This is a genomic window from Nocardia coffeae, from assembly GCF_019890715.1.
GTDB lineage: Bacteria > Actinomycetota > Actinomycetes > Mycobacteriales > Mycobacteriaceae > Nocardia > Nocardia jiangxiensis.
The window spans coordinates 65,002-90,049 of the sequence record NZ_JAINZY010000002.1 but is presented as its reverse complement, the minus strand read 5'-3'; the positions used below and the strand labels follow the sequence as shown (position 1 = coordinate 90,049).

Sequence of the window (25,048 nt, the reverse complement as noted above, 5' to 3'; positions counted from 1 at the left end):
TGTCCAGACACATGGTGGACATGTGTCTGGACGCTACTACGGAAACCCCTCCGCGACAAGGTCGGATCCGGACGGATTTCGTGCGCACAAACGAAACGCGGCGCCCGCCGACCGGACGGGCGCCGCGCAGACGAACTCGTCGCCGGATCAGCCGAGCAGCCGGCGCGCACACGCCTCGAGCAGGTCGGCCACTTCCTCGTAGGACAGGTGCCCCATACCGCCGTGCAGCAGCGCACCCGAATACAGCACCTCGAGAATGGCGATGGTCTCGTCTTCGTCCGAACCGAGCGCCTCGCCCAGCCGCCTACGGATCTCGATTCCGATGCACACCCGCAGATGCTTCACATCGGGATCAGCACCCAGCAGCGCACTGCTGACCGCACCGGCCAGCGCGGGTTCGTCGGCGACCAGCATCGAGACCTGCCGCAACACCGCGACCACGTGCGCCACCCGATCCGCCCCCTCCACCCGCACCGGCGGCGCGGCGACCAGACGCCGCCAGAACACCTCCGAGATCAGATGCTCCTTGGAGGAGAAGTAGGTGTAGGCAGTCGCCGTGCCGACCCCGGCCGCCGCGGCGACCAGCCGGATGGTCGTCCCCGGATATCCCTCCCGGGACAACACCTCGACAGCCGCCGCGGTCAGGCGATCGACGGTGTCGGCTTGTTTCTCGGTCAGACGCCGACGTGTGGCTTCCATATTGGTGGACACTTGTTCGGACATGCGTCTTGACTATACGCGCTCACCACAGCGGAACGGGCGCTTCGCCGATCTTGTACCAGCCCGGCAGCGGACCCGCGCCGGTGCGCTCGATGCGCCCCCGCATACCGTCGGACAGCGCGTCGTTGGTGATCATCTCCACGAACAGCGAGCTGACGTTGCCGAAATCGAAGAAGTCACGCTGCCAGGACCACTGGAAGTTGCCGCCGTAGCGGAACCAGCTGCCGCCGATACCCTCCGGCGAATAGTTCCGGCCGTCGGGCCGGGTCGCATCGCTGACCTGCTTCCACAGGCCGATCACGGTGCCGCTGCGATCGTCGACGACGAATTCCTGATACGGGTAGCTCCACCCCTCCAGGCCGTCCATCTCGAGGCCGACGGCGATATCGCGAATCTCCTTGCGGCCCACCGCCATGAATTCCTGTTTGGGGCCGTAGTTCCAGCCGTAGGTGGCGTCCTCGGTGTAGAAGTCGGCCAGTGGATGCCAGTCGCCGGTGGCTTCGCAGTCCTTGTTGGCCTGCTCCCAGCGGGTGACCATCTCGTCGAGTTCGGCGCGATCGAATTTCGGCACGGCAGTGGACCTTTCGTCGGGGGAGATCATGAATGTGTATACGAACGTGTCGGCGTGGCGCGCCGGATTGCGCGGATCATCCTGCGCTGCTTGCTGATTCGGCGGCGCGCAGCGGCGCTTCGGGTTGCACCTCGACCAGGATCAGATGACTGCCCCGGGGCGTGCCGACGACCGAGCTGATCGCCGCGGCCATATCCGAGGGGCGCAGCAGATACGGGTGCCGGGCGAAGCCCCAGGCCACCCAGTCCTCGATCAGCGGCCCGACCACCTCGGCCTCGGCGTTCATCCCCATCCCGGTGCGGGTCGGTCCGGGACGCACCAGGCTCACCCGGACGCCGGTGCCCTCGAGCTCCATCCGCATCTGCTCGGCCATGCCCTCGAGACCGGCCTTGGCCGCGTTGTAGGCGCCCATGCGCGGGCGCGGCGCATGCGCGCAGTCCGAGCTGATCAGCACGAAATCCCCACGGCCCCTGGCGATCATATCGGGAACCACCCGGCGCGCGAGCCGATGCGGGCCGACCAGATGCACATCGACCTGCCGGGCGAAGTCCGCGGTGCTCATCTCGTGCACGAGGGCGAATTCCACATCACCCGCGCCGGAGACGACGACCTCCGCAGGCCCCAATGCCGCCTCGGCGGCGGTGACGAACGCGTCGACCGACTCGTCGTCGGTGACATCCAGCCGATGCGCGATGGCCTCGCCGCCCGCGGCGCGGATCTTCTCGGCCAACTGCTCGCAGTCGTCCAGTCGGCGCGCCCCCAGCGCCACCGGATACCCCTGCTGCGCAAGGGATTCCGCAGTCGCCGCACCGATCCCCGAGGATGCTCCCGCGATCAGTACGGGCCGACGATCCGGATTGGGTTCGAAACGTGGCATCTCAGGAAACCTCCACCTGGATCGGCAGGTGCGCGAAACCGCGCACATTGGTGGAGTGCACCCGCTCGATCCCGGTCTCGGCCAGACCGTACCGGCGCACCCGCGCGCCGAATTCGCGCAGTGCGATGGTCGCCTCCAGCCGGGCCAGATGCGCGCCGAGGCAGAAGTGCACGCCCGCGCCGAAACTCGCGAGATTGCCCTTGTCCGCGCGATCGATGCGGAAGGTGTCGCCGTCGTCGAACACCTCGGAGTCGCGGTTGGCCGAGCCGATCAGCAGCAGCACCTTCGCGCCCTCGGGAATCCTCTGCCCGTACATCTCGATATCGGTCGCGGCACTGCGCGCGACGAGCTGACTCGAGGTGTCGTAACGCAACGTCTCCTCGACCCAGTCCGGCACCAGATCGGGCTCGGCCTGGACCTTCGCGTACTCGGCCGGATTGCGTCCGGCCCAGTACAGCGCATTGCCGAGCAGTTTGGTCGTGGTCTCGTTCCCGGCGACGACCATCAGGAACATGAACCCGATGATCTCCTCGGCCGACAGGCGGTCACCATCGAGCTCGGCATCGAGCAGTGCGGAGGTCAGATCCTCGGACGGATTCGACCGCCGCGCCTCGACCATCTCGCTGTAGTAGGTGATCAACGACAGCGCCGCCTCGATCGCGGGCACGGGGACATCGAGCACGCCCTCGTCGCGGTGCACCACCAGATCCGCGAGCCGGCGAACCTCGGCGCGATCGGATTCGGGGACTCCCATGAGTTCGGAGATCACGTCCATCGGCAGTTTCCCGGCGAAATCCTCGATCCAGTCGAAGCTTCCGCGCTCGAGCGCCGGTTCCAGATGCTCCAGGGTCAGCTCGTGGATGCGGGCGTCCATCTCGGTGACGCGCCGCGGCGTGAACCCCTTGTAGACCAGTCGGCGCATGCGCACGTGCCGCGGATCGTCCATGGCCAGGAACGACATCGTCTTGTGCGCGTGCGGTCCCCACGCGGCCGGATCCAGCGACACTCCCATCGCACTCGACAGCCGCACATTGTCCCGGAATCCGGTGATGACGTCCGCATGCCGGGACAGCGCCCAGAATCCCAGATCCGGGTTGTGATACAACGGCGCATCGGCGCGCAGGCGCTCGTAGGTCGGGTACGGGTCGTCGTGGAACCGGTAGTCGTACGGATCGAACGTGAACGGCTCCAGAGAGGCCGAGGTCATCACGTACACCTCGAATTCGTGAACGCGCGCCTTCGGAACCGGACCGAGGCCCGAATTCCGAGAGACACATAGCTGGACATGTGTCTGGACGGTATCACTGACACCAGCTCGCCACAACGGACACCCCGCGCCACAACTTCCCCTCGACTGCGGCGGCCGAATTCGAAATGCCCGAGCACATGGAGTTTTCCGCGCGCTCCTTGCATCCGGCCGGTAAACCGAATTATATTCCGAACACCTGTCCAGACATGCATCGGAGATGACAGATGAACGGTCTCGTCCCCGCGGACGGCACTCCCCTGCTGATCGGCGGCAAACTGGTCCCCGGCGGCTCGGGCGTCTTCGCGACGATCAACCCCGCCACCGAAGAGGTGCTCGGCCACGCCGCCGACGCCTCGCCCGAGGATATGGACGCGGCCATCGCCGCGGCTCGGGCAGCGTTCGACGATACCGACTGGTCCCGCGATCACGCGTTCCGCGCCCACTGCGTCCGCCAGCTGCGCGACGCCATGCAGGCCCATATCGAAGAACTGCGCGAGATCACCATCGCCGAGGTCGGCGCGCCGGTGATGCTCACCAGCGGACCCCAGCTCGAGGGGCCGGTCGCCGATCTGTCCTTCGCGGCCGATCTGGCCGAAAGTTACAGCTGGCAGACCGATCTCGGTCTCGGCGAGACCATGGGCATCTCGAGCCGCCGCGTCATCCGCCGCGAGGCGGTGGGCGTCGTCGGGGCGATCACGCCGTGGAACTTCCCGCACCAGATCAATCTCGCCAAGATCGGCCCGGCCCTGGCCGCGGGCAACACCGTCGTGCTCAAGCCCGCACCCGATACCCCGTGGTGCGCCGCGGTGCTCGGCAAGCTGGTCGTCGAGCACACCGACATTCCGGCCGGTGTGCTCAATATCGTCACCTCGCAGGATCATTCGCTCGGCGCACGCCTGGTGGAGGATCCGCGGGTGGACATGATCACCTTCACCGGATCCACCAATACCGGTCGCGCGGTGATGTCCGGAGCGGCGGCGACGCTCAAGCGCACCTTCCTCGAACTCGGCGGCAAATCCGCCTCGATCGTCCTGGACGATGCCGATATCGCGGGCGCGGCGAGCTTCACCGCCTTCTCGGTCGCGGTGCACGCGGGCCAGGGCTGCGCCCTGACCACGCGGCTGGTGGTGCCGCGGGCGTCCTACGACGATGCGGTCGCCGCCGCGGCCAAGGCCATGGCCGGGCTCGGCGCGGGTGATCCGACCAACCCCGGAACCATCTGCGGCCCACTGATTTCCGCACGTCAGCGCGAGCGGGTACAGGGCTATCTGGACAGTGCGCTACGCGAGGGCGGGCGCTTCGCGACCGGTGGTGGCCGGCCGGCGGATCGCGACCGCGGCTTCTTCATCGAGCCGACCGTCATCGCCGGACTCGACAACACCGCGACCGTCGCGCAGGAGGAGATCTTCGGCCCGGTGCTGGTCGTGATCCCGCACGACGGCGACGAAGACGCGGTGCGCATCGCGAACGAATCCCCGTACGGCCTGTCGGGGGCGATCTGGGGCACCGACCAGGAGCGCATCGAGCGGGCGATCGCGGGTGTGCGGACCGGTACGCTCGGCATCAACGGCGGCCAGTGGTACAACGCCGACGCTCCGTTCGGCGGCTACAAGCAGTCCGGTATCGGCCGGGAGATGGGTGTGGCCGGTTTCGAGGAGTATCTCGAGACCAAACTCGTCGCCACTCCCGCCTGAGAAATTTCCGTTCGATGCCGGAATCGGTCCGCCGATTCCGGCATCCGTCGCTCGTGGGCCGCGCGGGAGGCCCCGGCGGTCGCCCGTATCTTGCTGTCCCGCACAGAGATTCGCCCGGACGCCCAGGCGCGGCCGGGACGGTGAGGAGCAGGACATGACCGAAGCACCCTTGCTAGCAGGCCGCGGCGCGGTCGTCGTGGGCGGCGGCAGCGGCGTCGGGCGGGCCGTCGCCGAACTGCTCGCCGCGCACGGCGCGGGCGTCGTGGTGAACTCGCGCACCGAGGAGTCGGTGCGCAAGGTCACCGAGACCATCGTCGGTGCGGGCGGGCGAGCGGTCGGCATCGCGGGTTCGGCGGCCGACGAGCAGATCGCCGGAAATCTGATCACCGCCTGCGCCGAGACCTACGGCGGCATCGACATCCTGATCAACTGCGCCGGAATCGCCGAACCGCGCCGATCCTCGATTCTCGATGTGAGCGGCGAGGATTGGCGCACGCTGCTCGATTCGCACCTGTCGACGGTGTTCCACACCTGCCGCGCCGCGGCACCGCTGATGGCCGAGCGCGGCGCAGGGGCGATCGTCAACACCGGCTCGTTCGCGTACCTCGGCGACTACGGCGGCACCGGATATCCGGCGGGCAAGGGTGCGGTCACCAGTCTCAGTCAGGCCATGGCCGCGGAGCTGAAACAGTCCGGCGTCCGGGTGAACGTCGTCTGTCCCGGGGCGAAGACCCGGCTGTCGACGGGACCGGACTACGAGGAGCACATCCGCGATCTGCACCGGCGCGGTCTGCTCGACGAGGTCACCATGCAGGGCTCGCTCGACGCGCCGCCACCGGAGTACGCCGCGGCGCTGTACCTGTTCCTCGCCTCGGACGCCGCCCGCGCGGTCACCGGCGAGATCTTCATCGCCGCAGGCGGATTCGTCGGCACCTTCGCGCGCCCGGCGATGACCGCGATCGGTTACCGCGATCACGCCCAGCAACCGCCCTGGTCTGTCGCGGAACTGGGCTCGCTGTTCGAGAAGCGGTGACGGGCCGCGCGGCCCGTCACCGCTGCCACTAGGTCCGGCGGGCCACGGCCAGCAGCTGCGCGGCGCGGGTGAATTTCACTCGCGGGCGGCCCGATTGCGCGCCGTTGGCCCGCTCGGCGGAGTCGATCAGATTCCAGCCGTCCCGGTCGACCAGGTCCGGACAACGCTGTTCGAGCAGGGTGAGCAGTTCCTCGCGGTCGCCTGCCGGAGTTGCCAGCCGTCCGGCGCGGAAATCGTCCACCAGGGCCGAGACCGTCTCACCCGCATCACCGCGGTTGGTGCCGATGACACCGCGCGGACCGCGCTTGATCCAGCCTGTCACGTAGACGCCCGGCTGCTCGGCTCCGGTCGAATCCACCACTCGCCCAGCATCGTTCGGGATGACTCCGGTCGCGGGATCGAACGGGACGTCCGGCATCGGTGCGCCCCGGTAGCCGACCGCGCGCAGCACTAGACCGCTTTCCAGATCCGAGGTGTCCGAGGTCGGCACGGCGACCGAGCCGTCCGGCGTGTCGCGGATCTCGTTGCGGCACAGCCGGATCGCCTCCGCGCGATCCTCACCCAGGACCTCCTGGGGCGAGCTGCGGAACCGGAAGACGATCCGCTTGTTCGCTCCCCTATTGGGTCGTTGCGAATATTCCTGCGCCAGCGTCAGTTTCAGCCGCACTGCCGGATCGGTGGCCGGGTCGGCGAGTATCGCGTCGATGCCGTCCAGATCCGCGGGATCGATGACCACATCGACGTCCGGGAGCCGGCCCAGGGCCAGGAACTCCGGACCGGTGTAGGCCGCGTGAGTCAGGCCGCGACGCCCTACGAGTACGACTTCGCGAATCGCGCTCTCGCGCAGGGCATCCAGGGCGTGATCGGCGATGTCGGTGCCCGCGAGGGCATCCGGGTCCGCGGTGAGCACTCGGGCGATGTCCAGTGCGACATTCCCGTTGCCGACGATCACCGCCCGCTCCCCGGACAGGTCGAATCGCCTGTCCGCGTAGTCGGGATGGCCGTTGTACCAGGCGACGAATTCGGTGGCCGAATGACTTCCGGGCAGATCCTCACCGGGGATGTTCAGCCGCCGATCCCCCGACGCGCCGACCGCGTAGATCACCGCATGCGCGTGCCCGAGCAGCTCCTGGTGCGAGATATCCCGTCCGACTTCGACATTCAGATGGAATCGCACGGCATCGCGTTTGAAGGCCGAGGCGAACATCGTCGTCACGCCGCGGGTCTCGGAGTGGTCGGGCGCCACGCCGTACCGCGCCAGCCCCCAGGGTGCGGGCAGCCGGTCGAACATCTCGATCTCCACCTCGCCGCGTCCGAGCAGATGTTCGGCGGCGTAGCACGCGGCGGGGCCGGTTCCGACGACGGCAACCCGCAGCGGACCCTGTTCCCGCGACACCCGGACCGGACTCGTCACCGGCGTGATTCCCAGATCCAGCGGGTGCTGCCGGAAGTACGCGGCGTTGATGTCCGCGTACCGCTCGAGACCGGGCGGCAGATCCTCCTCGGCGTGGATCGCCTCGACCGGGCATGCCTCGACGCAGGCGCCGCAGTCGATACAGGTGTCGGGGTCGATGTGCAGCAGTTCTGCCGAGGCGAACCCGGGCTCGTCGGGCCGCGGGCGAATGCAGTCGACCGGGCATTCGGCGACGCAGCTGGCATCGTTGCAGCAGCGCTGAGTGATCACGTAGGCCATGGCGCGTCCTGATGAGTTTGTTCGGACATGTGTCTGGATAGTATTTCGGACAGCAATCCGAATCAACACACCCGCACTCCCGGCGCCTGCGCCCCGGCGCAGCACCGCAGGTCTGAGGCATCTCGAACCGCGCGGACGAGCCGTACGAGTGACGAGGCCGACACTCGCTCGCGTTGTCTATGAATGATGTCCGGACTAGTATTCAGACACATGTACGGTCCCGTGTACGAGGCAGGCCATCCCACCCGCTCCGAGGCCGAGCGAACCGACGTCCCGGGGCTCAGCTCACACAACGAAGCGCAGATCCACCTGCGCATCCGGGCAGCGCTCGGACCCGAGGCGGATCCGGCTGCCGCCGAGCACCTCGAAGCCCTCTACACGGGCGCAGTGCTCAGTGCCGCACAGGGATACGCAACCCTCACCGATGGGGCCCGGTCGATCGACCATGTGGCACATCGCATACTGAATCGGCACTGAGATCGACGGCGCCGTCCCTCGCGGGCGGCACCGCATCGCGAAAGGAAGCGATTCCATGAAGACACGACTCAACTGCCCGTGCGGGGAGTACATCCGCGGCACGGACGAAGACGACCTGATCGAGAAGACGCAATCCCATCTCGCCGAGAAGCACCCGGACCACAACTACAGTCGCGACGAGATCCTCTTCATCGCCTACTGATCCGGCGCCACACGGTGTCCGGACCCTGCCGGGCCGCCCCAGGGACGACCCGGCAGGCGCGACACCGCCGAACGGCCGGTCAGCCGAACAGGAACGCGCTGCCGGTATTCGCGCTACCGGTGACCGCCGCACTGCCGGTCCCCAATATCACGTGCACGATGTCCAGGAGCACACTGATCATCTGGATGTCCTTCCCAAATCGAACTTTCCGATACCGGAATCTCCGGCATGAATTCCATCGGACGCCGTTTCCCGTCGTTATCCCGACGGATGTCATTCGTACCGATACCGAGGCGATCACCGGATTCCCCTGGGCATTGCCACAATGGTGATGTCATTTCGACTTCCAGCCGTTAATGTCGGGAATGTGCTCGACCACCCGGATACGCGACACCGGCGGGTTGCCCCACCATTCCCGAAACCCGCACGGCGTCGCGAAATGCCACCTATCCGGCGTTTGCAGCGCTCACCGATGTCGGGTCGGCGATGAGCGCGCGCTGATATGTGGCGCCCGGCCCACCGGACGGACCAACCCCGTCCGGTGGGCACGGCCGAGCGCCACGACCGTTCGCGATCTTCCGCACGGCCGATGCGTCGCACACAGCGGTGACTCCCCCGGACCGCTGCGGTTCGCCGATATCGTCCGCGCGGATCGATGACTCCGCGCTACCTCATCCGCGGAGTCCGGTCCGTGCCCGGCGGTGGCCCACCGCCGGGCACTGGGCCCGGCGGACGAACCAACACCGCCGCGCACCGTACGGTGCACCGAGGAGATCCCATGCACTCTGGCACGACGAATCCCGTTGTCCGGCTTGATCTTCCCGACGACCGACGAGCACCGTTCGCGGAGCACTGCCTGGTACGGCCCGAGCACATCCGTCGCTTCGCCCAGCTGATCGGCGACGACCATCCGGCCCATACCGATCCGGCGGCCGCGGTGGCACTGGGATTCGCGGGACTGGCCGCACCGCCCACCTTCGCCTCGATGCTGTTGCTGCGCGCCGAGCGCCGGATCCTGCCCACGCTGCTGGACGGCGCGGGGCCGGTGCGGCTGTTGCACACCGATCAGACGCTGCAGATCGGCCGGTTGCTCGTCGCCGGGGACGTGATCGCCACGGATGTGTACATCGAATCGGCGGAACAATTCAGCGATTACGAGAAGTTCTGCGTCACAACAGTTCTCACCGACAAATCGGGAGTCGTGGTGCAGCTCGGCACGAGCACACTGCTGTCCTGCGGGCACCGCTTCCGGCACCGCATCGCCACCTCCCCGGCGCTGGAGACCGCGCGGGCCCGGCTGCACCCGGCGACCCACACGCCGCACGACCGACAAGGATCTCTCGAACTCCATCGACTCGGACCGGGAGACGAGTTGCCGCACAGCATCATTCGGCCACGGCACAGCGACGTCGCCGGATTCCGCCGGCTCGTGCACGACGGGCTCCCGTATCGGATCTCGGCGGCCGGGGCGGCCCCGGGTCTGCTCCGATTCGGCTGGATGGCGCGATACCTCGGCTCCCGGTTCGGACATCCCGCCGCGGTCACCTCCTACCGGGCGGAATTCAGCCATTATTGTGTGCGCGGCCCGGCGAGCGTCGCCGATATCGAATTCCGGGGCCGAATCACCGATATCGATGTTTCGGCCGGAATGGCGGAGGTCGCGGTGAATGCCGTATCCGCGGGTCGCCGATTGTTCGTGCGCGCGAGCGCTTCGGTGCCGGTGACGGCGATACCGTCGACCCGGCCGGATAGTCCCGTCAGATAATCTGCGAGGCGCCGGAATTCGGCATGATCAACAGACGCTTGAGTATCTTTCCGGTCTCACCGCGCGGTAATGCCGGAATAAACGACACATCGCGCGGCACCGCGAAACGGCCCAGCCGGTTGCGAATGTAATCGCGCACCATCTGCGCATCCAGTCCGCTGCCCTCGGTCTTGACCACGAATGCCGCCATTCGCTGACCGAAATCGGCGTCCGGCACGCCGACCACCGCCGCCTCCCGCACCTGCGGCAGATATTCCAGCGCCTCTTCGACCGGGCGCGGGAAGAACTTCTCCCCGCCCGAGATGACCATCTCATCGCCCCGCCCGGCCACGAACAACCGGTGTGCGACGTCCAGATAGCCCAGATCGCCGGTGTCCAGCAGACCACCGACCTCGTCGGGCGGCGCGGCGTTGACGTATCCGTCGAACAGCATCGGATTGCCCACGAAGATCCGGCCGACCACACCGACCGGGACCGGCAGCATGTTCTGGCCCAGCACGGCCACGGTCGTCCCGGCCGGTGGGCGGCCGACGGTCTCGGGCGATTCGCGCAGATCGCGCGGCGTGGCGATGGTCGCCCAGGAGACCTCGGTGGATCCGTAGACGTTGTAGAGAACCTCGCCGAACACGTCCATGAAATGCAGTGCCATCCCCCCGGGCAGCGGCGCGCCGCCGCAGGCGACGATCTCCAGCGAGGAGGTGTCGTATCGGGCCCGCGCATGCGGCGGAAGTTCCAGAATCCGTTGCAGCAGAGTCGGAACCAGGACCAGCGTGCGCACCCGATGCTCGGCCACCGCGCGCAGGCACGCCTCGGCGTCGAAGCGCCGCTGCAGCACGACCGTGGCTCGCAACGCCGTGCTCAGTTGCAGGATGCCCAGCCCCCAGGTGTGGAACAGCGGCGAGGCGATCAGCATCGTCTCCTGCATCCGCAGCGGAATCCGGGACAGCACGGCCGCCACGGGATCCAGCCCGGCCGGGTGCGGTCGGCGGGCGCCCTTCGGCGTCCCGCTCGTCCCCGAGGTCAGCACGATGAGCCGGCCCGGTCGGGCGGGGCGGCGGCAGCCGCCGGGCGAGTGCGCCGCCAGTTCCTCCAGTGTGGTGCGTTCCGGAGTTGGCGGATCGCCGTCGATGGTGAACCGCTGGATTCCCGGGTGCAGGTATTGCACGAGGTGCTCCAGCTCCGCGTCCAGCAGCAGCACCGAGATCCGGTCGCGCTGGGCGATCTCGTCGAGCTGGCGTCCGGACAGTCCGGCATTCAGCAGGATCAGATCCACGCCCGCCTTGCCCGCGGCGACCATCGCCTCCACGGTCGCGATGTGGTTGCGGCTCAACAGTCCCACGGTGTGGTGCTGGTCGATCCCCAGCGCGAGCAGTGCGCGGGCCTGCGCATTGGTGCGCCGGTGCACCTCGGCGAAGGTGCGGTGGGTCCGATCGTCGATCAGGCAGTTCTGCCCCGGGGTGCAGCCCGCGGCCGTGGCATAGCCTCCCGCCAGGCTCAGCCCCCATTTGGCCAGACCGGCCAGCTGCCGCAGCCCGTGATCGAGCCGATGAGCGCGCACCACTCCGGAGGCCAGCATCTGCCGTGCCACGACCACCTGCCGACGCACCGGCGCACCGGTTCCGTCCTGCACCACGGCGGTGCGCGCACCCGCGCAACACTCGCCCACCCTACGCAACCCTGCCAGAATCCATTCCGACACAGCCGAATTCGGCAGGCCCGGCACCGCGGGATGCACACGTCCGGGAGCGAAGACGGTCACCACCACATGGGTGTGATCCGGCCGCGCGCCCAGGCGCACCGAGGCCAGGCTGCCCAGCGTGGGACAGTACAGCTCGAAATCCCGGTAGGGCCGACCGAGGATCAACCGCACGTCCACCCGGCGCACACCGGCGTCCAGCGTGCCGACACGGAATTCCAATTCCCGCAGCTCATTCGCGCTGACGACCGGTCGACAGTCCCCGATCCCCCGGAACATCCGCGCATAGGTGGCCGGATCGGTCAGGGCTGCCCAGATCCGATCGAGCGGAACCGGCATATCCACGGTGGTCTCGACAACTTCGGTAACCATCTGCGCGCACTCCCATCGGCCCGGCGCCACTGCCCGGCGATAATCCGAACGTAACGCCGCCACCAGCGAATTTCCGCCGCCCACAGCCTTACTGGAGAGCTCACCAGTACCGCGTCGCACACCGTCGTGCACTGTCACTACATCGCCCGGATCGCCCGTTTCGCCACACCGAGTCGACCACTCGGCGGGTGATCGGACATACGGTCGACGTCCCGCTGGATCCGGTCGCGATCCTCGAGCCGGGTGTGCGGCACGGTGAAGATCCCGACGAGTTCCCCGCCGTATCCGGTGACGTCATCGACCGGATCGCAGCCGAGTTTCCGGGCCGCGTCGCGGATCGCTTCTGCCGGAAGGACACATCCGGGCGACATTCCCGTGACGTCGCTATCCGCTGCGTGGCAGCAGATTCCGCCGAGTCGGCGTCGCGGCTCGCACAACCGGTGGCGGAGTGGTCGAAGGACCGCGTTATGAATGCGTCTCAGCGGGAACGGATTCCGTGGACACCGCGGGTAGCGGGGGCAGGCCGGAATGGTGTGCTCGGGTGCGTTCGAAGCGTTCGGTGACCGTGTCGCGGGCCTCGAGGGCGATCGCCTCGAGGGCTGTTCGGGGATCGTCGGCGTGGCGCAGGGCCCGCGCTGCGAGCAGGAGTTTGCGGGGCGGGTCGATCATGTGACGGGGTGCGCGCACGCGCGAGATCGTTTCCATCACCGCGACGGCCAGTGCCGGATCGGCTGCGGCCTCGCGATACAGCTCGATTTCCAGCGGGTTCATCTCGGTGCCACGAGCGAGGCGGTTGGTGTACTGGTAGATCTCCAGGCAGTCGGCCTCGCGGCGCAGCTCCCACTCGGCCAGACGCCGGTCCAGGGCGACCGGATCGTCGAGCACGGTGGCGGTGGATTCGCCGAGCAGTCTGCCGTAGCGCAGGGCGTCGCGAATTCCCTGCGCGGTCACCGGATCCTTGAAGTGCCCGGCGTCGCCGGGCAGCGCCCAGCCGGGCCCGGTGGAGCGGCGGAAATAGGAGGCGATGTCCACCGCCGAGCGAATCCGCCCGCGCAGGGTGGCTCCGGTCAATCTCGTTGCCAGTCCGGGGATTTCGGCGATCATGTCGCGGTAGGACTGCTCGGCGCGGCCGACGCCACGCGGCGCCATCTGCGCCGGCGGCTGGATCAGGCACAGCACCAGCCCGTCGTCGCACGGGAACGCGGTGCCCAGCAACTGCCCGGCTCGCCACTGCGCGGCGATCGAGCGGTCCTGATCGGCGGTGTCCTCCCAGTAGCCGTAGCAGCAGGCCCGCCCACTGGGCGATCGCCGGTACGGCGCGGCCGTGCCGACCTGTTTCGCGACGGTGCTGCGCCGCCCGTCCGCGCCCACGACGAGGCGGGCGCGGATCTCGTGCGAGGTTCCGTCGCGATCGTGGTACCGCACACCGCACGCGCGCCCGTTCTCCCAGAGGAGTTCATCGACCCGGACCTGCTCGCGCAGTTCGGCGCCGGCCGCGCGGGCCGTATCCACCAGTGCCGCATCCAATCCCACCCGGCGCACGCACATCGAGTAGTCGATGCCGCCGTACGGGGTGAACGGTGCGGCCACGGTATGTCCGGCGCCGACCGCCATGCCCGTGGTCAACGGCGGCGCACCCAGGGCGCGGACCCGCTCGAGCGCGCCGAGCTGCCGCAGTTCGAACACCCCGGAGGACCACAGCAGATGCGTCGACAACGTCTCGGAGGGGAACGAGGAACTGTCCAGGCCGATCACCCGGCGCCCGGCTCGCGCGAACGCGATCGCGGTAGCCGTTCCGGCACAACGGGTTCCGACGATCACAACATCGGCGTGTTCTGCGCCCACGACGCCTCCCAGGATGACGGGACACTATGTTCGGACACTATGTCCTACATTAAGGAGGATGAGAGGTCGGCGCAATGATGTCAAGCGCCCCGGAATCGACACCGCCGCCGATCTCTACGGCACAATGGCCGCATGCCCGCACCACTCGGAACACACCGCTCATGCCCTCGCTGACCCGGACCTCCCGGGCGCGCGGGCAGCGCGACGGACATCGGGAGGCCATCGAACGCCGGGTCCTGGCCGCGGTCGATCGACTGCTGGCCGACGGGACCGCCTTCACCGAGATCGCCGTGCAGCGCATCGCCGCCGAGGCCGATATGGCGCGGTCCACCTTCTACCGATACTTCCCGGACAAGAGCCGCCTGCTGATCCGGATGGCCGAGCTCGCCACCGCCGATCTGTTCGGCACCGCCGAACGCTGGTGGTCCGAGGACCATTCCGAGGGCGAGCCCGGCGTGCGCGCGGCCATGCACGCGATGATCGCCGGCGCCCGCGCCCACGGACATCTGCTGCAGGCGCTCATCGAGGTCGCCGCCTACGACCGCGAGGTCGGGGCGTACTGGCAGGGCCGGATCGCCCGCTTCGTCACCGTGGTGTGCGAGCGGCTGATCCGGGAACAGGAGCAGGGCCGCATCGATGCCTCGATCGACCCCGTCACGACCGCGATCGTGCTGACGGCCATGGTCGAACGCTCCATCCAGTACGCATTTCTCGCCGATCCCGCACCCGACGACGACCTGCTCGCCCGCACCCTGGGCCGCACGATCTGGATCACCGTCTACGGCGAGCGGACCACGCCTTCGGGCTGAACCCCCTCGGGCTCGCCCGGACAGCGAGTAGCACCGCCGAAAAGCATGCGTCGTCCCGACCTCACCCACAGTGCGCCCGAACGAGCCCGCCCTACCGTTCGGCAAGATGCAATCCCCTTGCCACACAAAGCGATAGCCGAGCCCGACCGATGGTTGCCCCGGTGACCGATGCACAGGCAGTAGGAACACGCTGCGCCGTACGTCGACGCGGCGGTCAGGTTCCCATGCGAGGCCGGGCATTCTAAGGCCCGATGCGCCGCTTGTGATGTCCGCGTGCACTAAGTCGACGTAGGGGACGCTGTGACCTGCCAAAACAGAGTCCTGAAACCTGTTCACCACGGGCCGGCGAATTTACCGTGGAATGCGTCGCCGTCGCTTCGATGATCCGTCGTCCGGATCGTTCGGAGCGCGATGCAAAGGAGCATTCATATGACGGGCACGACGCATCACGCATACGGCAACTGCACGTGCAGTGACCGGCCGACCCGCCGGGTCATCGTGTATTTCGAAAACCCCGGCGCTACCGGCGGTCTCGTTCTCGAATACGCGGCAACATACACCGAGGCATGCGAATTCGCCTCCGCGGCGGTGCGCAGCGGACTGGCCATCACGGTGGATCGCAAGATCCGGCCCGATCTGCGTCCCCTGCCCTGCCGCCGTCTCTGGCGCTGATCGGCCACAGCCCTTGCCGCGCTGCGGTACGTTCGCGTACCGTACCCCTGGTACAGAGACGTACCACGGTGGGAGGGGTCACGCATGACCACAGTGAGACTGCCCGACGGCCCGACCTCGCCGGGCTTCGTGCAGAACCTGGAGATTCTGGCCGGGCGCACCCGCGCTTGGCGTCGCCTGCACGATCGTTACGGCTCGGCGTTCACCGTCGCCACCCCACGCCTGGGGCGCACGGTCGTACTGTCCGATCCGGCCGAGGTGAAGGCGCTGTTCACCGCAGGCCCGGAGGTGGCCGACAACATCGACGTGAATCTCGGCCAGGTCCTCGGGCCGGGCTCACTGTTCTCGATCACCGGCGACGAACACCGCAAGCAGCGCAAACTGCTCACCCCACCGTTCCACGGGCGCCGGTTGAAGGCGTACGAGGAGATGATCGAGCAGGAGACGGTCCGGGAGATGGCCTCCTGGCCCTCGGGCCGGGAATTCGCCACGATGGACTCGATGATGCGGATCACCCTCAACGCGATCCTGCGCGCGGTCTTCGGGGCGGACGGCGCGGAATTCGACGAACTGCGCGCGGTACTACCCAAGATCGTCCTGCTCGGCTCCGCACTGGTCGCACTCCCGATACCGCGAGAGTTCCTGGGCCGCTTCGGTCCCTGGGCACGATTCGCCGCTCATCGCCGCCGCTACGACCGGATCGTGGACCGCCTGATCGATCGGGCCGAGGCCACTGGACTCGACGGCCGCGACGACGTGCTGGCGATGATGCTGCAGTCCCGTTACGACGACGGCACGGCCATGACCCGCAGCGAGATCGCCGACGAGCTGCTGACCCTGCTCACCGCCGGTCACGAGACCACCGCGACCACCCTCGCCTGGACCGTCGAGCGACTGCGCCGCCACCCGGATGTGCTGCGCCGCTTGGTATCCGAGGTGGACGCGGGCGGTTCGGAACTGCGCGAGGCGGCCCTGCTCGAGGTGCAGCGGGTGCGGCCGGTGATCGATGTGACCCCGCGTCAGATCCGCGCCGAGGCGCTGCAACTGGGCAGGTGGACGCTGCCGAGGGGGCAGAACGTGCTGATCAGCATTCGGCTGATGCACGACAACGAGGAGTTGTTCCCGCGGGCTCGTGCCTTCGATCCGGATCGGTTCCTCGGGGCGCGGCCGGGCACGTTCAGCTGGATCCCGTTCGGCGGCGGCGCGCGCCGCTGCATCGGAGCCGCATTCGCCACGTTGGAGATGAACGTCGTATTGCGCACGCTGCTAAGGGATTTCACGCTCGAGCCCACCGACGCACCGGACGAACGCGCGCACTTCCGCGGTGTGGCACTGGCTCCCACCCGCAGGGGCCGCGCGGTGGTCCACCGCCGCGCCGCCCGGCCCGCGGCCGGCGCGGTCGCACAGGCCGAGGCCAACGCCTGAGCACCGGGCCGGCGGGAACGGGATGCGGGCGGCGAATGTGGTCGCCCGCGGGCGCGGACACTACCCTCGGTACGGTGACCCGCGCCGATCCCGCTTCCCACCCCGCCGCGGCCGAGTCGGGATTCCGGCGCCGTCTGCTCGACGGTATGGCCGAGGCGGTGCGCAGGCAGGGCTACCGGGAGACCACCGTCGCCGACGTGGTCCGGGAGGCCCGCACCTCACGCCGGACCTTCTACGAACATTTCAGCGGTAAGCAGGACTGTTTCATCGAACTGCTGGCCGAACGCAACAGCGATACGATCCGGCAGATCTATCAGGCCGTCGACCCGTCGGCTCCGTGGCGCACGCAGGTCCGGCAGGCGATCGAGGCGTGGATCGCCGCCTCCCAGCACGACCCGTCCATCACCCTGGCCTGGATTCGCGACATCCCCGCCCTCGGCGACGACGCCCGCGAACTGCACCGGACGACCGGTGAGGCGTTCGTGGCGCTGATCCGAAACCTCACCGCCACACCGCAATTCCAGTCGGCCGAACTGCACCCGCCCTCGCGCGCGATGGCCACCATCCTCTACGGCGGCTACCGCGAACTCATCGCCTCCACCGTCGAGGCGGGCGGCGACATCTCCGAAATCGTCGACGTCGCAGTGGAAACCGCGATCGCGCTCATCGGGCCGCGCTGAGTCCGGCTCTGCCCCAACTCACCGGGGTCGCAGGATCAGGACCGGGATCTCGCGTTCGGTCCAGGCCTGGTAGGTGTCGAAGTCGGCGTAGGCGTCCACCAGCAGCGGCCACAGGCGGGCGCGCTGGTCGGCATCCGCGACGACGGTGTGCACGGCGCGACGCTCACGGCCGATCTGGACGTGCGTGTCCGGATTCGCGCGCAGATTGTGGTACCACTGCGGATTCGTCGCGCGACCGCCCTGCGAGGCGACGATGATCGTGTCCGCGCCGTCGGCGATGTAGAGCAGCGGCGTGGTGTAGGTGGCGCCGGATTTGCGGCCGCGATGTTCGAGCAGCAGGGTCGGCACCGGTTTGCGGAAACCGGCTCCCACGCGCCACTTTCCGCCGATCCGCCCGCCGGTGCGGCGATAGACCCAGACCTGGGCTCGCCCCATGATCTTGAAGATCTTCGGCAGGATCGGGGAGTCGAGTTGTTTCGGGCGCGGCGGGGCTGCGGTCATGGCGTTCCTTCGTACTGTCGAACCTACTCTCGCGACCATACACAATCGAATCACGTGCATGGTCGAGGGATGATCACTCCGTCGATCGATATCCGCACCGGCACCCCTACCTGACGATCGAATCCTGCGAACTCCAATTCCTTTGCACTCCAGACAGTTTCACCGAACTTTCGACCCCGTGATCACGCCTGGAAAAAGGAGCTGGCGACCTGCGGATCGTCCGGGTAACATTCGCGCCCAGCTTCTTTCGGTTCAATTTCTTTCGGATCGATCACGGCGACCTCGCCGTGATCGGGGGTAGGGGTATACTTATGACCAATCCTGGTGCGCTGCAAGGCTTTCCACAGCAGAGCCAGCAGCCGATGATGGCGCAGCAGCAGCCCATGCTGTACTGCGCGCATTGCGGCGCCACTCCGGCGGCGGTGGTCGATGTGCGCGGGCATCGCGGCTTCCTGGTCTTCATGCAGTTCCTCCGGATGCCGGGACCGTTCTGCCGCGACTGCGGCCTGGCCACTTATCGGCGGATGACCCTGGAAAGCGTGTGGCTGGGCTGGTGGGGCCCGATGTCGATGTTCATCAACCCGCTGACGATGCTGTTCAATCTGTTCGCCTACAACAACATCGCCAAGCTCGCGCCGCCGGTTCCGGGGATGCCGGGCCGCCCGATGGACCCGGGCAAACCGCTGTTCCAGCGGCCCGCGGCACTCGGGTTCCTGATCCCGATCGTCCTGGCGACCGTGATCCTGACCGCCATCGTGATCAGCTCGACCGGGCCGGCGTAGCCCTTGCACCCGATCACCTCGGCCCGGCCCGGAATCTCCGGTTCGCCGGATCCGGAAACGGTCGCAGCCCGCACCCCGCGCTGCTAGCTTGCGGCCGTGGACCTCTTCTCACGCTCGTGGTCGGCGCTGCGCGCCACGATCGCCGAACTGCACGACGAGGATTTCGCACTGCCCTCCGGGTGTACCGGATGGCTGGTGCGAGATCTGGTGTGTCACTTGCTGATCGGTGCCCAGGACATCCTGATCACCCTGGTCACCCCCGCCGATGCCGAACCGACGCGCACCGCGCTGTCGTACTGGGAAATCGACACCACGACGCCCACCGGCGACGATCCGCTCGATGCGCTGATCGTCCGGCTGGCCGCGGCCTATCAGGAACCGCAACTGCTCAAACTGCACTTCGACGACGTCGGATCGGCTGCCGGTCGCGCGGCCGAACTCGCCGATCCGGACCGGCGCATCGCCACCCGCGGCGAGGTGCTCACCGCCGCCGACTATCTCGACGCCTATGTGCTGGAGTGGACCCTGCACCACCTCGACCTGATCGCACAGCTGCCCGGCGAACCCGAGCCGCCGGCCGAGAGCCTGGCCCACGCGCGCCACATGCTCGAGCAGGTCACCGGCGCCACGTTCCCGCCCGCGCTCTCGGACCGGGACGCCCTGTTGATCGGCACCGGCCGCCGCGCGCCCAGCGACAGCGAACGCGTCGAGCTGGGCGATCTGGCCGGGAAGCTGCCCTTCGTCCTGGGCTGAGTGAACAGCCGACGAACCGGCGGGACAGCTAGTGCTGCTTGGTGTATCTATTGAATGTTCCCGTCCCTGAACACCCGGATCGCTCGGCGCCGAGCCCCGCGCGTCGAACCGATCCCGGAGGCCGAGCATGACCAGGTCGAGTCCCTCTCGAACACCACAGTTCACCCGCTACGTCGCGCTCGGCGATTCGCAGACCGAAGGGGTCGGCGACCCCGACGGCAGCGGCGGGCTACTCGGCTGGGCGGACCGCCTCGCACAGGTGCTCGACCGGCTGCATTCCGGCCTGAACTACGCCAACCTGGCCGTTCGCGGCCGGTGCGCGAACCAGATCCGCGCGGAACAGCTGGCTCCGGCGTTGGCGATGAAGCCCGATCTGGTGTCCGTGGTGGCCGGGATGAACGACCTGCTGCGGCCGCGATACGACCGTGACGCCGTACTGGCCGATATCGAGAGCATGTTCGCGGCGTTCGCCGCCATCGGCGCGCAAGTGGTCACCTTCACCTTTCCCGATATCGGCGCGGTCGCTCCGCTGGTTCGGCCGTTGTCCGGACGCGTCCGGGAGATGAACATCGCCTTGCGTACCGTCGCCGCCCGGCATCGGGTGACCGTGATCGACTTCGAACCCGTGCCCGCCACCACCGATCGACGGGTGTGGACCGACGACCGGCTGCACCTGAATTCGCTGGGCCACGAACTGGTCAGCCGGGCGGTCGCCGACGGTCTCGGGCTCCCGGGCGCGGACGCCACCTGGCGCACCGCGCTGCCGCCCGATCCGAATCACCCGCGCCCCGCCGTGCTCAGCGACGAACTGCGCTGGGCCACACGCCATCTCATCCCCTGGGTGGGCCGCCGCATCCGCGGTGTCTCCTCGGGAAACCGGCTCGGCGCCAAACGCCCCGAGCTGCTTCCGGTCACCTAGACACGAGCGACGACTTTCGCGAAACGGCGGTGTGCGCATGAGAATTCGACGATGGCGGCGGGTGTATCTGGCCGCCGAGTACGCGGCGTTGTTCTTCGGCGGCACCACCGCCTACAACGCGGTGTTGCGCGGTAAGCCGCCGATTCCGGCACTGCTCGCGCTGGCCACCGGGGCGACGATCTACCTGCGGCGCTCCCCCGGCTTCGACCGGACCTCCCTGTGGCGCAGCGACGCGTTCGGCGAACAGGCGCGTTCGATGGCGGTGTCGGCGGGCGCGAACGCCCTGGCGCTCACCGCGGCGACCACCGTGCTGCGGCGGGAGGATCTGTTCGATCTGCCGCGCCGCAATCCCTGGCTGTGGCTCGCGGTGATGGTGCTGTATCCGGCGCTGAGCGTGTATCCGCAGGAACTGGTGTTCCGGTCGTTCCTGTTCCACCGGTACGCACCGGTTTTCGGTGAGGGGCCGGGGATGGTCGCCGCGAGTGCCGCGGCGTTCGGATACGTGCACATCATCTTCGGCAACTGGTTCTCCGTCGCCGCCAGCGGTGTGGGTGGCTGGCTGTTCGCCTCGCGCTACCTGCGGAGCCGGTCGCTGTTCACCGCCTCGGTGGAACATTCGCTGTACGGGATCCTGATCTTCACCATCGGCCTGGGCAGATACTTCTATCACGGCGCGGTGCCGCGGGCCGGTGCCCGGCGCGCGCTCGGGCCCGCCTGATCGGATCGGAAAGCCCTTGCGGGCGTGATGAATTCAGGACACGAACTGCGCGCGAGTGACCGTTACGTCGGCGGGGCTGAGGTACCACCCGTTCCAGGTGTCGGCGACCTCGAGCTGGATGGCATGTCCGCTCGCGGGGCCCGCGGTGATGCGCCACGTCCCGTTGCCGTATCCGGTCGCGGTGCTCACGCTGCCGTCCGACCAGCTCAACCGGGCCGTGGTGGGCGCCGTGGTGACGTTCCACGGAATGCTCACCCCGAACACCCCGGCGTGAATTCCGGGCAGCAGCGGGCTGGCGCAATCGCTCAGGGTGACCTCGCGCTGAATGTTCTGTCCGGCGCTGCCGGTACCGGGAATCAGCCGGCCGGTCATCACGCCGCCCTGCGAGCAGCCGCCGTTCGCCCCGGCCGCGGGGGCACCGTGGGCCTGTGCCGCACCAACTATCGGTACGGCGCATGTGAGCGCCGCGAGCAGCACGGTTCCTCGAACGGACAAGACATCACCTCACTGTGACGGGGGCAGTACATCGGTCGAGCCGCCGACCGCGCACCGGATTCCGGGGTGATCTGCCGCCGACTCGCCCAGCAGTGTAGCCATCCCGGGGCCGATCCAGACCGTGTTCGGCGCAGCCTGTCGCCGCGCTCTGCTCAGCCCCACGCGCGCCGGGTGGCGGGCATCCCCGAACCGCCCGCACTGCCGGGTACGACGCCCAGCACCTGATGCAGCCCCAGGCTGCCGTCCTCGAAGCCCAATGCCGAAGCCGCCATGTACAACCGCCAGATCCGGGCACGCCCCGCACCGGCGAGTTCGACCGCCCGATCCCATTCCTGTTCCAGATTGGCGACCCAGCCGCGCAGGGTCAGCGCGTAGTGCTCGCGCAGCCCTTCCACATCACGAACCTCGAATCCGGCGCGTTCCATGGCCAGCACGACCTGGCCGACATCGATCAGTTCACCGTCCGGGAACACGTACCGCCCGACGAAGGAGCGGCCGGACATCACCGAACCGCCGATCGAGGAGATGGCGTGGTTGAGCAGACGGCCCTGCGGCTGCAGCAGCGCGTGCATCGTGGTGAAGTACTCCGCGGCGCGCTTGGAGCCGACGTGTTCGAACATGCCGATCGAGGAGATCGCGTCGAACCGTTCGCCGCGCAGATCCCGGTAGTCCGCCAGCCTGATCTCGACCAGATCGGAAAGTCCTTCGGCGGCAACGCGTTTGCGTGCGAGCTCGGCCTGCTCGTGGCTCAGCGTCACCCCGACCACCTGCGCGTCGTAGGTCGCGGCCGCGTGGATGGCCATCGAGCCCCAGCCGCATCCCACGTCCAGCAGGCGCATCCCGGACCTCGCATCCAGACCCAGCTTGCGGCAGACCAGATCGTGTTTGGCGCGTTGCGCGTCGGCCAGGGACATCGTGTCGTCGGGCTGCTCCCCCGCACCGGCGAATCGCGCGCAGGAGTAGGTCATGCTCGGCCCGAGCACCAGGCGGTAGAAGTCGTTGCCCACGTCGTAGTGATGGCTGATCGCGGCCGCATCACGCCGGCGGGTGTGCAATCCACCGCTGCGGGAACGCATCTCCTCCGGGGGCGGCTCGGGCGGACGCCCCAGTGCGCCGAGCCGCCGCGCCGCGCCGATCGCCTGGTAGATCGCCGCGGGACCCATGCCGATCCCCGCGCCCGGGGTGCGCGGGGACGAGGACCGCAGCGCGCGCATCATCTCGAAGATATCGCCGTCGAGATCCGCTGTGCCGGAGACGAACGCGCGTCCCAGGCCCAATTGGCCAGGCGCCCAGACCAGATGACTGATCGCCTCCTTGGAACGCACCCGCAGCGTGCCGTACGAGGCGCCGGCCGCGCCGATCGCACTGCCGTCCCAGAATTCGAACGCCACCCCCGGATCCGGCCCGAAGGCGGCGCGAAGCAGCGGGCGAAGTGTGTCGGCGACGGATTCCTGATTGGCCATCTGGTCACTGTTGCCCATACGATCACTATGGCGCGCGATTCCAGGGGGGAATGACAACGACTCGGTGTCAATCCGCTGTGTTCATCCTGCTTTGTGCAGTGCGGTCCCGGTCACGATGCGCGCGACCAAACTCGAGCGCAGCTGCCACGAATCCGTCGCGGTCTCCGGATCCAGGCCGGTCAGCGCCTCGATGCGCACGAGCCGCCGCCGCAGTGTGCCGACCGATATCCCGAGCTGCCGGGCGACCGCTTCCTGGGTTCCGGGCGAGCCCAGGTAAGCGCGCAGGGTGTCGAGCAGAGTCGGCTCACCGCGCAGCGGATCCAGCACCGACCGGATCCGCAGGTTGGCCCGGCCCGGTCGGGACAACTGGTACTCGCAGGCCAGATCTCGAAATCGGTGCAGACCCGGACCGCGGCCCAGATGCACCGCGAGATCCAGTAATTCGTGTGCCAGATCCGCGGCCTTCGGGATCGCGGACTGTTCGGCCTCGATGAACGTCGCCCGCACCGGCGCACCGGCGACGTGTGCGAGCCGATCGATCCACTCACTCACCCGCTGTTCGACCGCGGCAGGGTCGGCGTCACCGGCCGGAGCCTCGGCGGGGATCAGGATGGTGCCGCCGTCGACGCTCAGCAGGGACAGGGGACGCGGGCGGCAGCCGGTCGCGAGTTCGGCCTGGATACGGCGCAGTTTGCGGCGGGCGACCACGCGGGCGTCCAGCCGCGGATCGCTCTCCTGCGGATGCGCGCCGATCGCGACGGCGACGACCAGATACGAATTCGACAGTCCCGCAGCATATCCGGCGGTTCGCGTGCCGTCGGCGCATCCGGCCAGCAGACCCGAGGCCAGCGTCGCCGCCGCGACGCGGCCCTCGGCGGTCATCGCGCGGACCTCCGCGGCGTAACCGCGGGCGACCGCGGCCGAGAGGGTGCGCAGCACATCGATCAGACCGGCCCCCTCGGTACGCACGATTCGCCCGTCCGACCAGACGACGCCGCGAGCCCACCACTGCAGGCACGACGATACCGCCGCGTGGACGGCTCGATGCAGGATCTCGACCGGCAGGTCCCGCTGGGCCCAGCCGCGGGCGATCGATTCGATCCGATCGGTGACCGGCTCCGGGTCCGCGCCCGCAGACGTCTCGGTCAGTTCGTGCACGCTGCATCGCACGAGTTCGACCAGATCCGCCCGGAGCCGGCCATCCATCCGGCCCGCGACGGCCGTCAGGTCCAGGCCGTCCACCACGGACCGCACCAGCGTGGTCGGGTGCACCGGCTGCGTCGCGGTCCGCACGGGCGCTCGGCCCGAATACATCGCGCTCGTCCTCATGCGGGTCATGACAATTCCTCATCGGCTAGGGAGCGAAAAGGGCGGCAGAATCCATTTCCGGTGCCGATTGCCGACTCTACCGAGATCACCGGACATCACGAATGTTCGAAGTACACAATGCGAGCCGCGCCCGTTGTGCACTTCCACCGAAGTGCGGCAAGCCGCTTCGGACTCGGTAAATCTGCTGGTAGATGCCGGGGACAGCAATTCCCGGCGAATCGGAGGATCGTCCGTGCCTGTTCACGCCACCGACCCTGGCCGCCTACCGCTACGCGAATTGTGAACATCACCCCGTTTCGACAGAAGGA

The 25,048-nt window shown here is 68.2% G+C and carries 25 protein-coding genes; 13 read left to right on the top strand and 12 right to left on the bottom strand.

The features are described 5' to 3' along the window. Positions 1-147: 147 nt before the first annotated feature. The 4 genes from K7711_RS09500 to K7711_RS09485 all read right to left on the bottom strand — a co-directional run bounded on the left by K7711_RS09500 (position 148) and on the right by K7711_RS09485 (position 3,375). A complete protein-coding gene (locus K7711_RS09500; RefSeq protein WP_222967054.1) occupies positions 148-723 on the bottom strand; it encodes a TetR/AcrR family transcriptional regulator in 576 nt (191 codons plus the stop codon). A 19-nt stretch (positions 724-742) separates the two neighbouring features. After that, a complete protein-coding gene (locus tag K7711_RS09495) occupies positions 743-1,291 on the bottom strand; it encodes a Cif family virulence factor (RefSeq protein WP_222967052.1) in 549 nt (182 codons plus the stop codon). A gap of 76 nt (positions 1,292-1,367) precedes the next feature. Beyond that, positions 1,368-2,168, bottom strand: coding sequence for an SDR family oxidoreductase (locus K7711_RS09490; protein ID WP_222967050.1), 801 nt, complete (start codon positions 2,166-2,168; stop codon positions 1,368-1,370). Between the two features lies 1 nt (position 2,169). Further along, a complete protein-coding gene (locus K7711_RS09485) occupies positions 2,170-3,375 on the bottom strand; it encodes a cytochrome P450 (protein ID WP_222967048.1) in 1,206 nt (401 codons plus the stop codon). Positions 3,376-3,641: 266 nt separating this feature from the next. On the opposite strand from K7711_RS09485, the gene K7711_RS09480 reads away from it, so the two are divergent. Continuing rightward, on the top strand, positions 3,642-5,111 hold the full coding sequence (locus K7711_RS09480) for an aldehyde dehydrogenase (RefSeq protein ID WP_222967046.1): 1,470 nt from the start codon (positions 3,642-3,644) through the stop codon (positions 5,109-5,111). Positions 5,112-5,265: 154 nt separating this feature from the next. Then, entirely contained in the window at positions 5,266-6,144 is an 879-nt protein-coding gene (locus tag K7711_RS09475) for an SDR family NAD(P)-dependent oxidoreductase (RefSeq protein WP_222967044.1), read from the top strand. Between the two features lie 28 nt (positions 6,145-6,172). Here the strand turns inward: K7711_RS09475 and K7711_RS09470 are convergent, their stop codons facing one another. Next, positions 6,173-7,837 carry a 4Fe-4S binding protein gene (locus K7711_RS09470; RefSeq protein ID WP_222967042.1) on the bottom strand — a complete coding sequence of 555 codons (1,665 nt, stop codon included), beginning with the start codon at positions 7,835-7,837 and terminating at the stop codon, positions 6,173-6,175. Positions 7,838-8,047: 210 nt separating this feature from the next. Between K7711_RS09470 and K7711_RS09465 the strand changes: the two genes are divergently transcribed. The 3 genes from K7711_RS09465 to K7711_RS09455 all read left to right on the top strand — a co-directional run bounded on the left by K7711_RS09465 (position 8,048) and on the right by K7711_RS09455 (position 10,281). Next, on the top strand, positions 8,048-8,314 hold the full coding sequence (locus tag K7711_RS09465) for a hypothetical protein (protein ID WP_222967040.1): 267 nt from the start codon (positions 8,048-8,050) through the stop codon (positions 8,312-8,314). A 55-nt stretch (positions 8,315-8,369) separates the two neighbouring features. Then, a complete protein-coding gene (locus K7711_RS09460; protein ID WP_063713008.1) occupies positions 8,370-8,516 on the top strand; it encodes a hypothetical protein in 147 nt (48 codons plus the stop codon). 778 nt (positions 8,517-9,294) lie between these two features. Beyond that, complete coding sequence (locus tag K7711_RS09455; protein ID WP_222967038.1) at positions 9,295-10,281, top strand: FAS1-like dehydratase domain-containing protein; 987 nt, start codon at positions 9,295-9,297, stop codon at positions 10,279-10,281. Here K7711_RS09455 and K7711_RS09450 read toward each other — a convergent pair. The 3 genes from K7711_RS09450 to K7711_RS09440 form a co-directional block, all read right to left on the bottom strand. Further along, positions 10,274-12,349 carry an AMP-binding protein gene (locus K7711_RS09450; RefSeq protein WP_222967020.1) on the bottom strand — a complete coding sequence of 692 codons (2,076 nt, stop codon included), beginning with the start codon at positions 12,347-12,349 and terminating at the stop codon, positions 10,274-10,276. The genes K7711_RS09455 and K7711_RS09450 overlap by 8 nt on opposite strands. A gap of 137 nt (positions 12,350-12,486) precedes the next feature. Beyond that, positions 12,487-12,720 (bottom strand): hypothetical protein, encoded by a 234-nt coding sequence (locus K7711_RS09445; protein ID WP_222967018.1) that lies wholly within the window; start codon positions 12,718-12,720, stop codon positions 12,487-12,489. 94 nt (positions 12,721-12,814) lie between these two features. After that, positions 12,815-14,194: an NAD(P)/FAD-dependent oxidoreductase gene (locus K7711_RS09440; protein ID WP_308014602.1), complete on the bottom strand. Its 1,380-nt coding sequence runs from the start codon at positions 14,192-14,194 to the stop codon at positions 12,815-12,817. A gap of 161 nt (positions 14,195-14,355) precedes the next feature. On the opposite strand from K7711_RS09440, the gene K7711_RS09435 reads away from it, so the two are divergent. The 4 genes from K7711_RS09435 (at position 14,356) to K7711_RS09420 (ending at position 17,780) form a co-directional block, all read left to right on the top strand. Then, positions 14,356-15,003 (top strand): TetR/AcrR family transcriptional regulator, encoded by a 648-nt coding sequence (locus K7711_RS09435; RefSeq protein WP_222967016.1) that lies wholly within the window; start codon positions 14,356-14,358, stop codon positions 15,001-15,003. Between the two features lie 429 nt (positions 15,004-15,432). Next, positions 15,433-15,675, top strand: a complete 243-nt coding sequence (locus K7711_RS09430) for a hypothetical protein (RefSeq protein WP_222967014.1) — start codon at positions 15,433-15,435, stop codon at positions 15,673-15,675. Between the two features lie 84 nt (positions 15,676-15,759). After that, a complete protein-coding gene (locus tag K7711_RS09425; RefSeq protein WP_222967012.1) occupies positions 15,760-17,100 on the top strand; it encodes a cytochrome P450 in 1,341 nt (446 codons plus the stop codon). Positions 17,101-17,174: 74 nt separating this feature from the next. Continuing rightward, positions 17,175-17,780, top strand: coding sequence for a TetR/AcrR family transcriptional regulator (locus K7711_RS09420; protein WP_308014601.1), 606 nt, complete (start codon positions 17,175-17,177; stop codon positions 17,778-17,780). Between the two features lie 18 nt (positions 17,781-17,798). Here K7711_RS09420 and K7711_RS09415 read toward each other — a convergent pair whose 3' ends face one another. Further along, positions 17,799-18,281 carry a nitroreductase family deazaflavin-dependent oxidoreductase gene (locus K7711_RS09415; RefSeq protein ID WP_222967008.1) on the bottom strand — a complete coding sequence of 161 codons (483 nt, stop codon included), beginning with the start codon at positions 18,279-18,281 and terminating at the stop codon, positions 17,799-17,801. Positions 18,282-18,592: 311 nt separating this feature from the next. On the opposite strand from K7711_RS09415, the gene K7711_RS09410 reads away from it, so the two are divergent. The 4 genes from K7711_RS09410 to K7711_RS09395 all read left to right on the top strand — a co-directional run bounded on the left by K7711_RS09410 (position 18,593) and on the right by K7711_RS09395 (position 21,453). Further along, positions 18,593-19,063 carry a hypothetical protein gene (locus tag K7711_RS09410; RefSeq protein WP_222967006.1) on the top strand — a complete coding sequence of 157 codons (471 nt, stop codon included), beginning with the start codon at positions 18,593-18,595 and terminating at the stop codon, positions 19,061-19,063. Between the two features lie 96 nt (positions 19,064-19,159). Continuing rightward, positions 19,160-19,816, top strand: a complete 657-nt coding sequence (locus K7711_RS09405) for a maleylpyruvate isomerase N-terminal domain-containing protein (RefSeq protein ID WP_040822939.1) — start codon at positions 19,160-19,162, stop codon at positions 19,814-19,816. 127 nt (positions 19,817-19,943) lie between these two features. Beyond that, on the top strand, positions 19,944-20,735 hold the full coding sequence (locus K7711_RS09400) for an SGNH/GDSL hydrolase family protein (protein WP_222967004.1): 792 nt from the start codon (positions 19,944-19,946) through the stop codon (positions 20,733-20,735). Positions 20,736-20,772: 37 nt separating this feature from the next. Then, positions 20,773-21,453 carry a CPBP family intramembrane glutamic endopeptidase gene (locus tag K7711_RS09395; RefSeq protein ID WP_222967002.1) on the top strand — a complete coding sequence of 227 codons (681 nt, stop codon included), beginning with the start codon at positions 20,773-20,775 and terminating at the stop codon, positions 21,451-21,453. 33 nt (positions 21,454-21,486) lie between these two features. Here K7711_RS09395 and K7711_RS09390 read toward each other — a convergent pair whose 3' ends face one another. The 3 genes from K7711_RS09390 to K7711_RS09380 all read right to left on the bottom strand — a co-directional run bounded on the left by K7711_RS09390 (position 21,487) and on the right by K7711_RS09380 (position 24,749). After that, complete coding sequence (locus K7711_RS09390; protein WP_222967000.1) at positions 21,487-21,948, bottom strand: hypothetical protein; 462 nt, start codon at positions 21,946-21,948, stop codon at positions 21,487-21,489. Positions 21,949-22,100: 152 nt separating this feature from the next. Then, complete coding sequence (locus K7711_RS09385) at positions 22,101-23,429, bottom strand: SAM-dependent methyltransferase (protein WP_235746979.1); 1,329 nt, start codon at positions 23,427-23,429, stop codon at positions 22,101-22,103. A 63-nt stretch (positions 23,430-23,492) separates the two neighbouring features. Continuing rightward, a complete protein-coding gene (locus K7711_RS09380) occupies positions 23,493-24,749 on the bottom strand; it encodes a PucR family transcriptional regulator (RefSeq protein ID WP_222966998.1) in 1,257 nt (418 codons plus the stop codon). Positions 24,750-25,048 lie beyond the last annotated feature (299 nt).

What these genes read in the sequence shown, in the direction of transcription:
- K7711_RS09500 (WP_222967054.1), bottom strand. Translation starts at nt 723, where the DNA reads ATGTCCGAACAAGTGTCCACCAATATGGAAGCCACACGTCGGCGTCTG.
- K7711_RS09490 (WP_222967050.1), bottom strand. Translation starts at nt 2,168, where the DNA reads ATGCCACGTTTCGAACCCAATCCGGATCGTCGGCCCGTACTGATCGCG.
- K7711_RS09485 (WP_222967048.1), bottom strand. Translation starts at nt 3,375, where the DNA reads ATGACCTCGGCCTCTCTGGAGCCGTTCACGTTCGATCCGTACGACTAC.
- K7711_RS09480 (WP_222967046.1), top strand. Translation starts at nt 3,642, where the DNA reads ATGAACGGTCTCGTCCCCGCGGACGGCACTCCCCTGCTGATCGGCGGC.
- K7711_RS09475 (WP_222967044.1), top strand. Translation starts at nt 5,266, where the DNA reads ATGACCGAAGCACCCTTGCTAGCAGGCCGCGGCGCGGTCGTCGTGGGC.
- K7711_RS09470 (WP_222967042.1), bottom strand. Translation starts at nt 7,837, where the DNA reads ATGGCCTACGTGATCACTCAGCGCTGCTGCAACGATGCCAGCTGCGTC.
- K7711_RS09465 (WP_222967040.1), top strand. Translation starts at nt 8,048, where the DNA reads ATGTACGGTCCCGTGTACGAGGCAGGCCATCCCACCCGCTCCGAGGCC.
- K7711_RS09460 (WP_063713008.1), top strand. Translation starts at nt 8,370, where the DNA reads ATGAAGACACGACTCAACTGCCCGTGCGGGGAGTACATCCGCGGCACG.
- K7711_RS09455 (WP_222967038.1), top strand. Translation starts at nt 9,295, where the DNA reads ATGCACTCTGGCACGACGAATCCCGTTGTCCGGCTTGATCTTCCCGAC.
- K7711_RS09450 (WP_222967020.1), bottom strand. Translation starts at nt 12,349, where the DNA reads ATGGTTACCGAAGTTGTCGAGACCACCGTGGATATGCCGGTTCCGCTC.
- K7711_RS09445 (WP_222967018.1), bottom strand. Translation starts at nt 12,720, where the DNA reads ATGTCGCCCGGATGTGTCCTTCCGGCAGAAGCGATCCGCGACGCGGCC.
- K7711_RS09435 (WP_222967016.1), top strand. Translation starts at nt 14,356, where the DNA reads ATGCCCTCGCTGACCCGGACCTCCCGGGCGCGCGGGCAGCGCGACGGA.
- K7711_RS09430 (WP_222967014.1), top strand. Translation starts at nt 15,433, where the DNA reads ATGACGGGCACGACGCATCACGCATACGGCAACTGCACGTGCAGTGAC.
- K7711_RS09425 (WP_222967012.1), top strand. Translation starts at nt 15,760, where the DNA reads ATGACCACAGTGAGACTGCCCGACGGCCCGACCTCGCCGGGCTTCGTG.
- K7711_RS09415 (WP_222967008.1), bottom strand. Translation starts at nt 18,281, where the DNA reads ATGACCGCAGCCCCGCCGCGCCCGAAACAACTCGACTCCCCGATCCTG.
- K7711_RS09410 (WP_222967006.1), top strand. Translation starts at nt 18,593, where the DNA reads ATGACCAATCCTGGTGCGCTGCAAGGCTTTCCACAGCAGAGCCAGCAG.
- K7711_RS09400 (WP_222967004.1), top strand. Translation starts at nt 19,944, where the DNA reads ATGACCAGGTCGAGTCCCTCTCGAACACCACAGTTCACCCGCTACGTC.
- K7711_RS09395 (WP_222967002.1), top strand. Translation starts at nt 20,773, where the DNA reads ATGAGAATTCGACGATGGCGGCGGGTGTATCTGGCCGCCGAGTACGCG.
- K7711_RS09385 (WP_235746979.1), bottom strand. Translation starts at nt 23,429, where the DNA reads ATGGGCAACAGTGACCAGATGGCCAATCAGGAATCCGTCGCCGACACA.
- K7711_RS09380 (WP_222966998.1), bottom strand. Translation starts at nt 24,749, where the DNA reads ATGACCCGCATGAGGACGAGCGCGATGTATTCGGGCCGAGCGCCCGTG.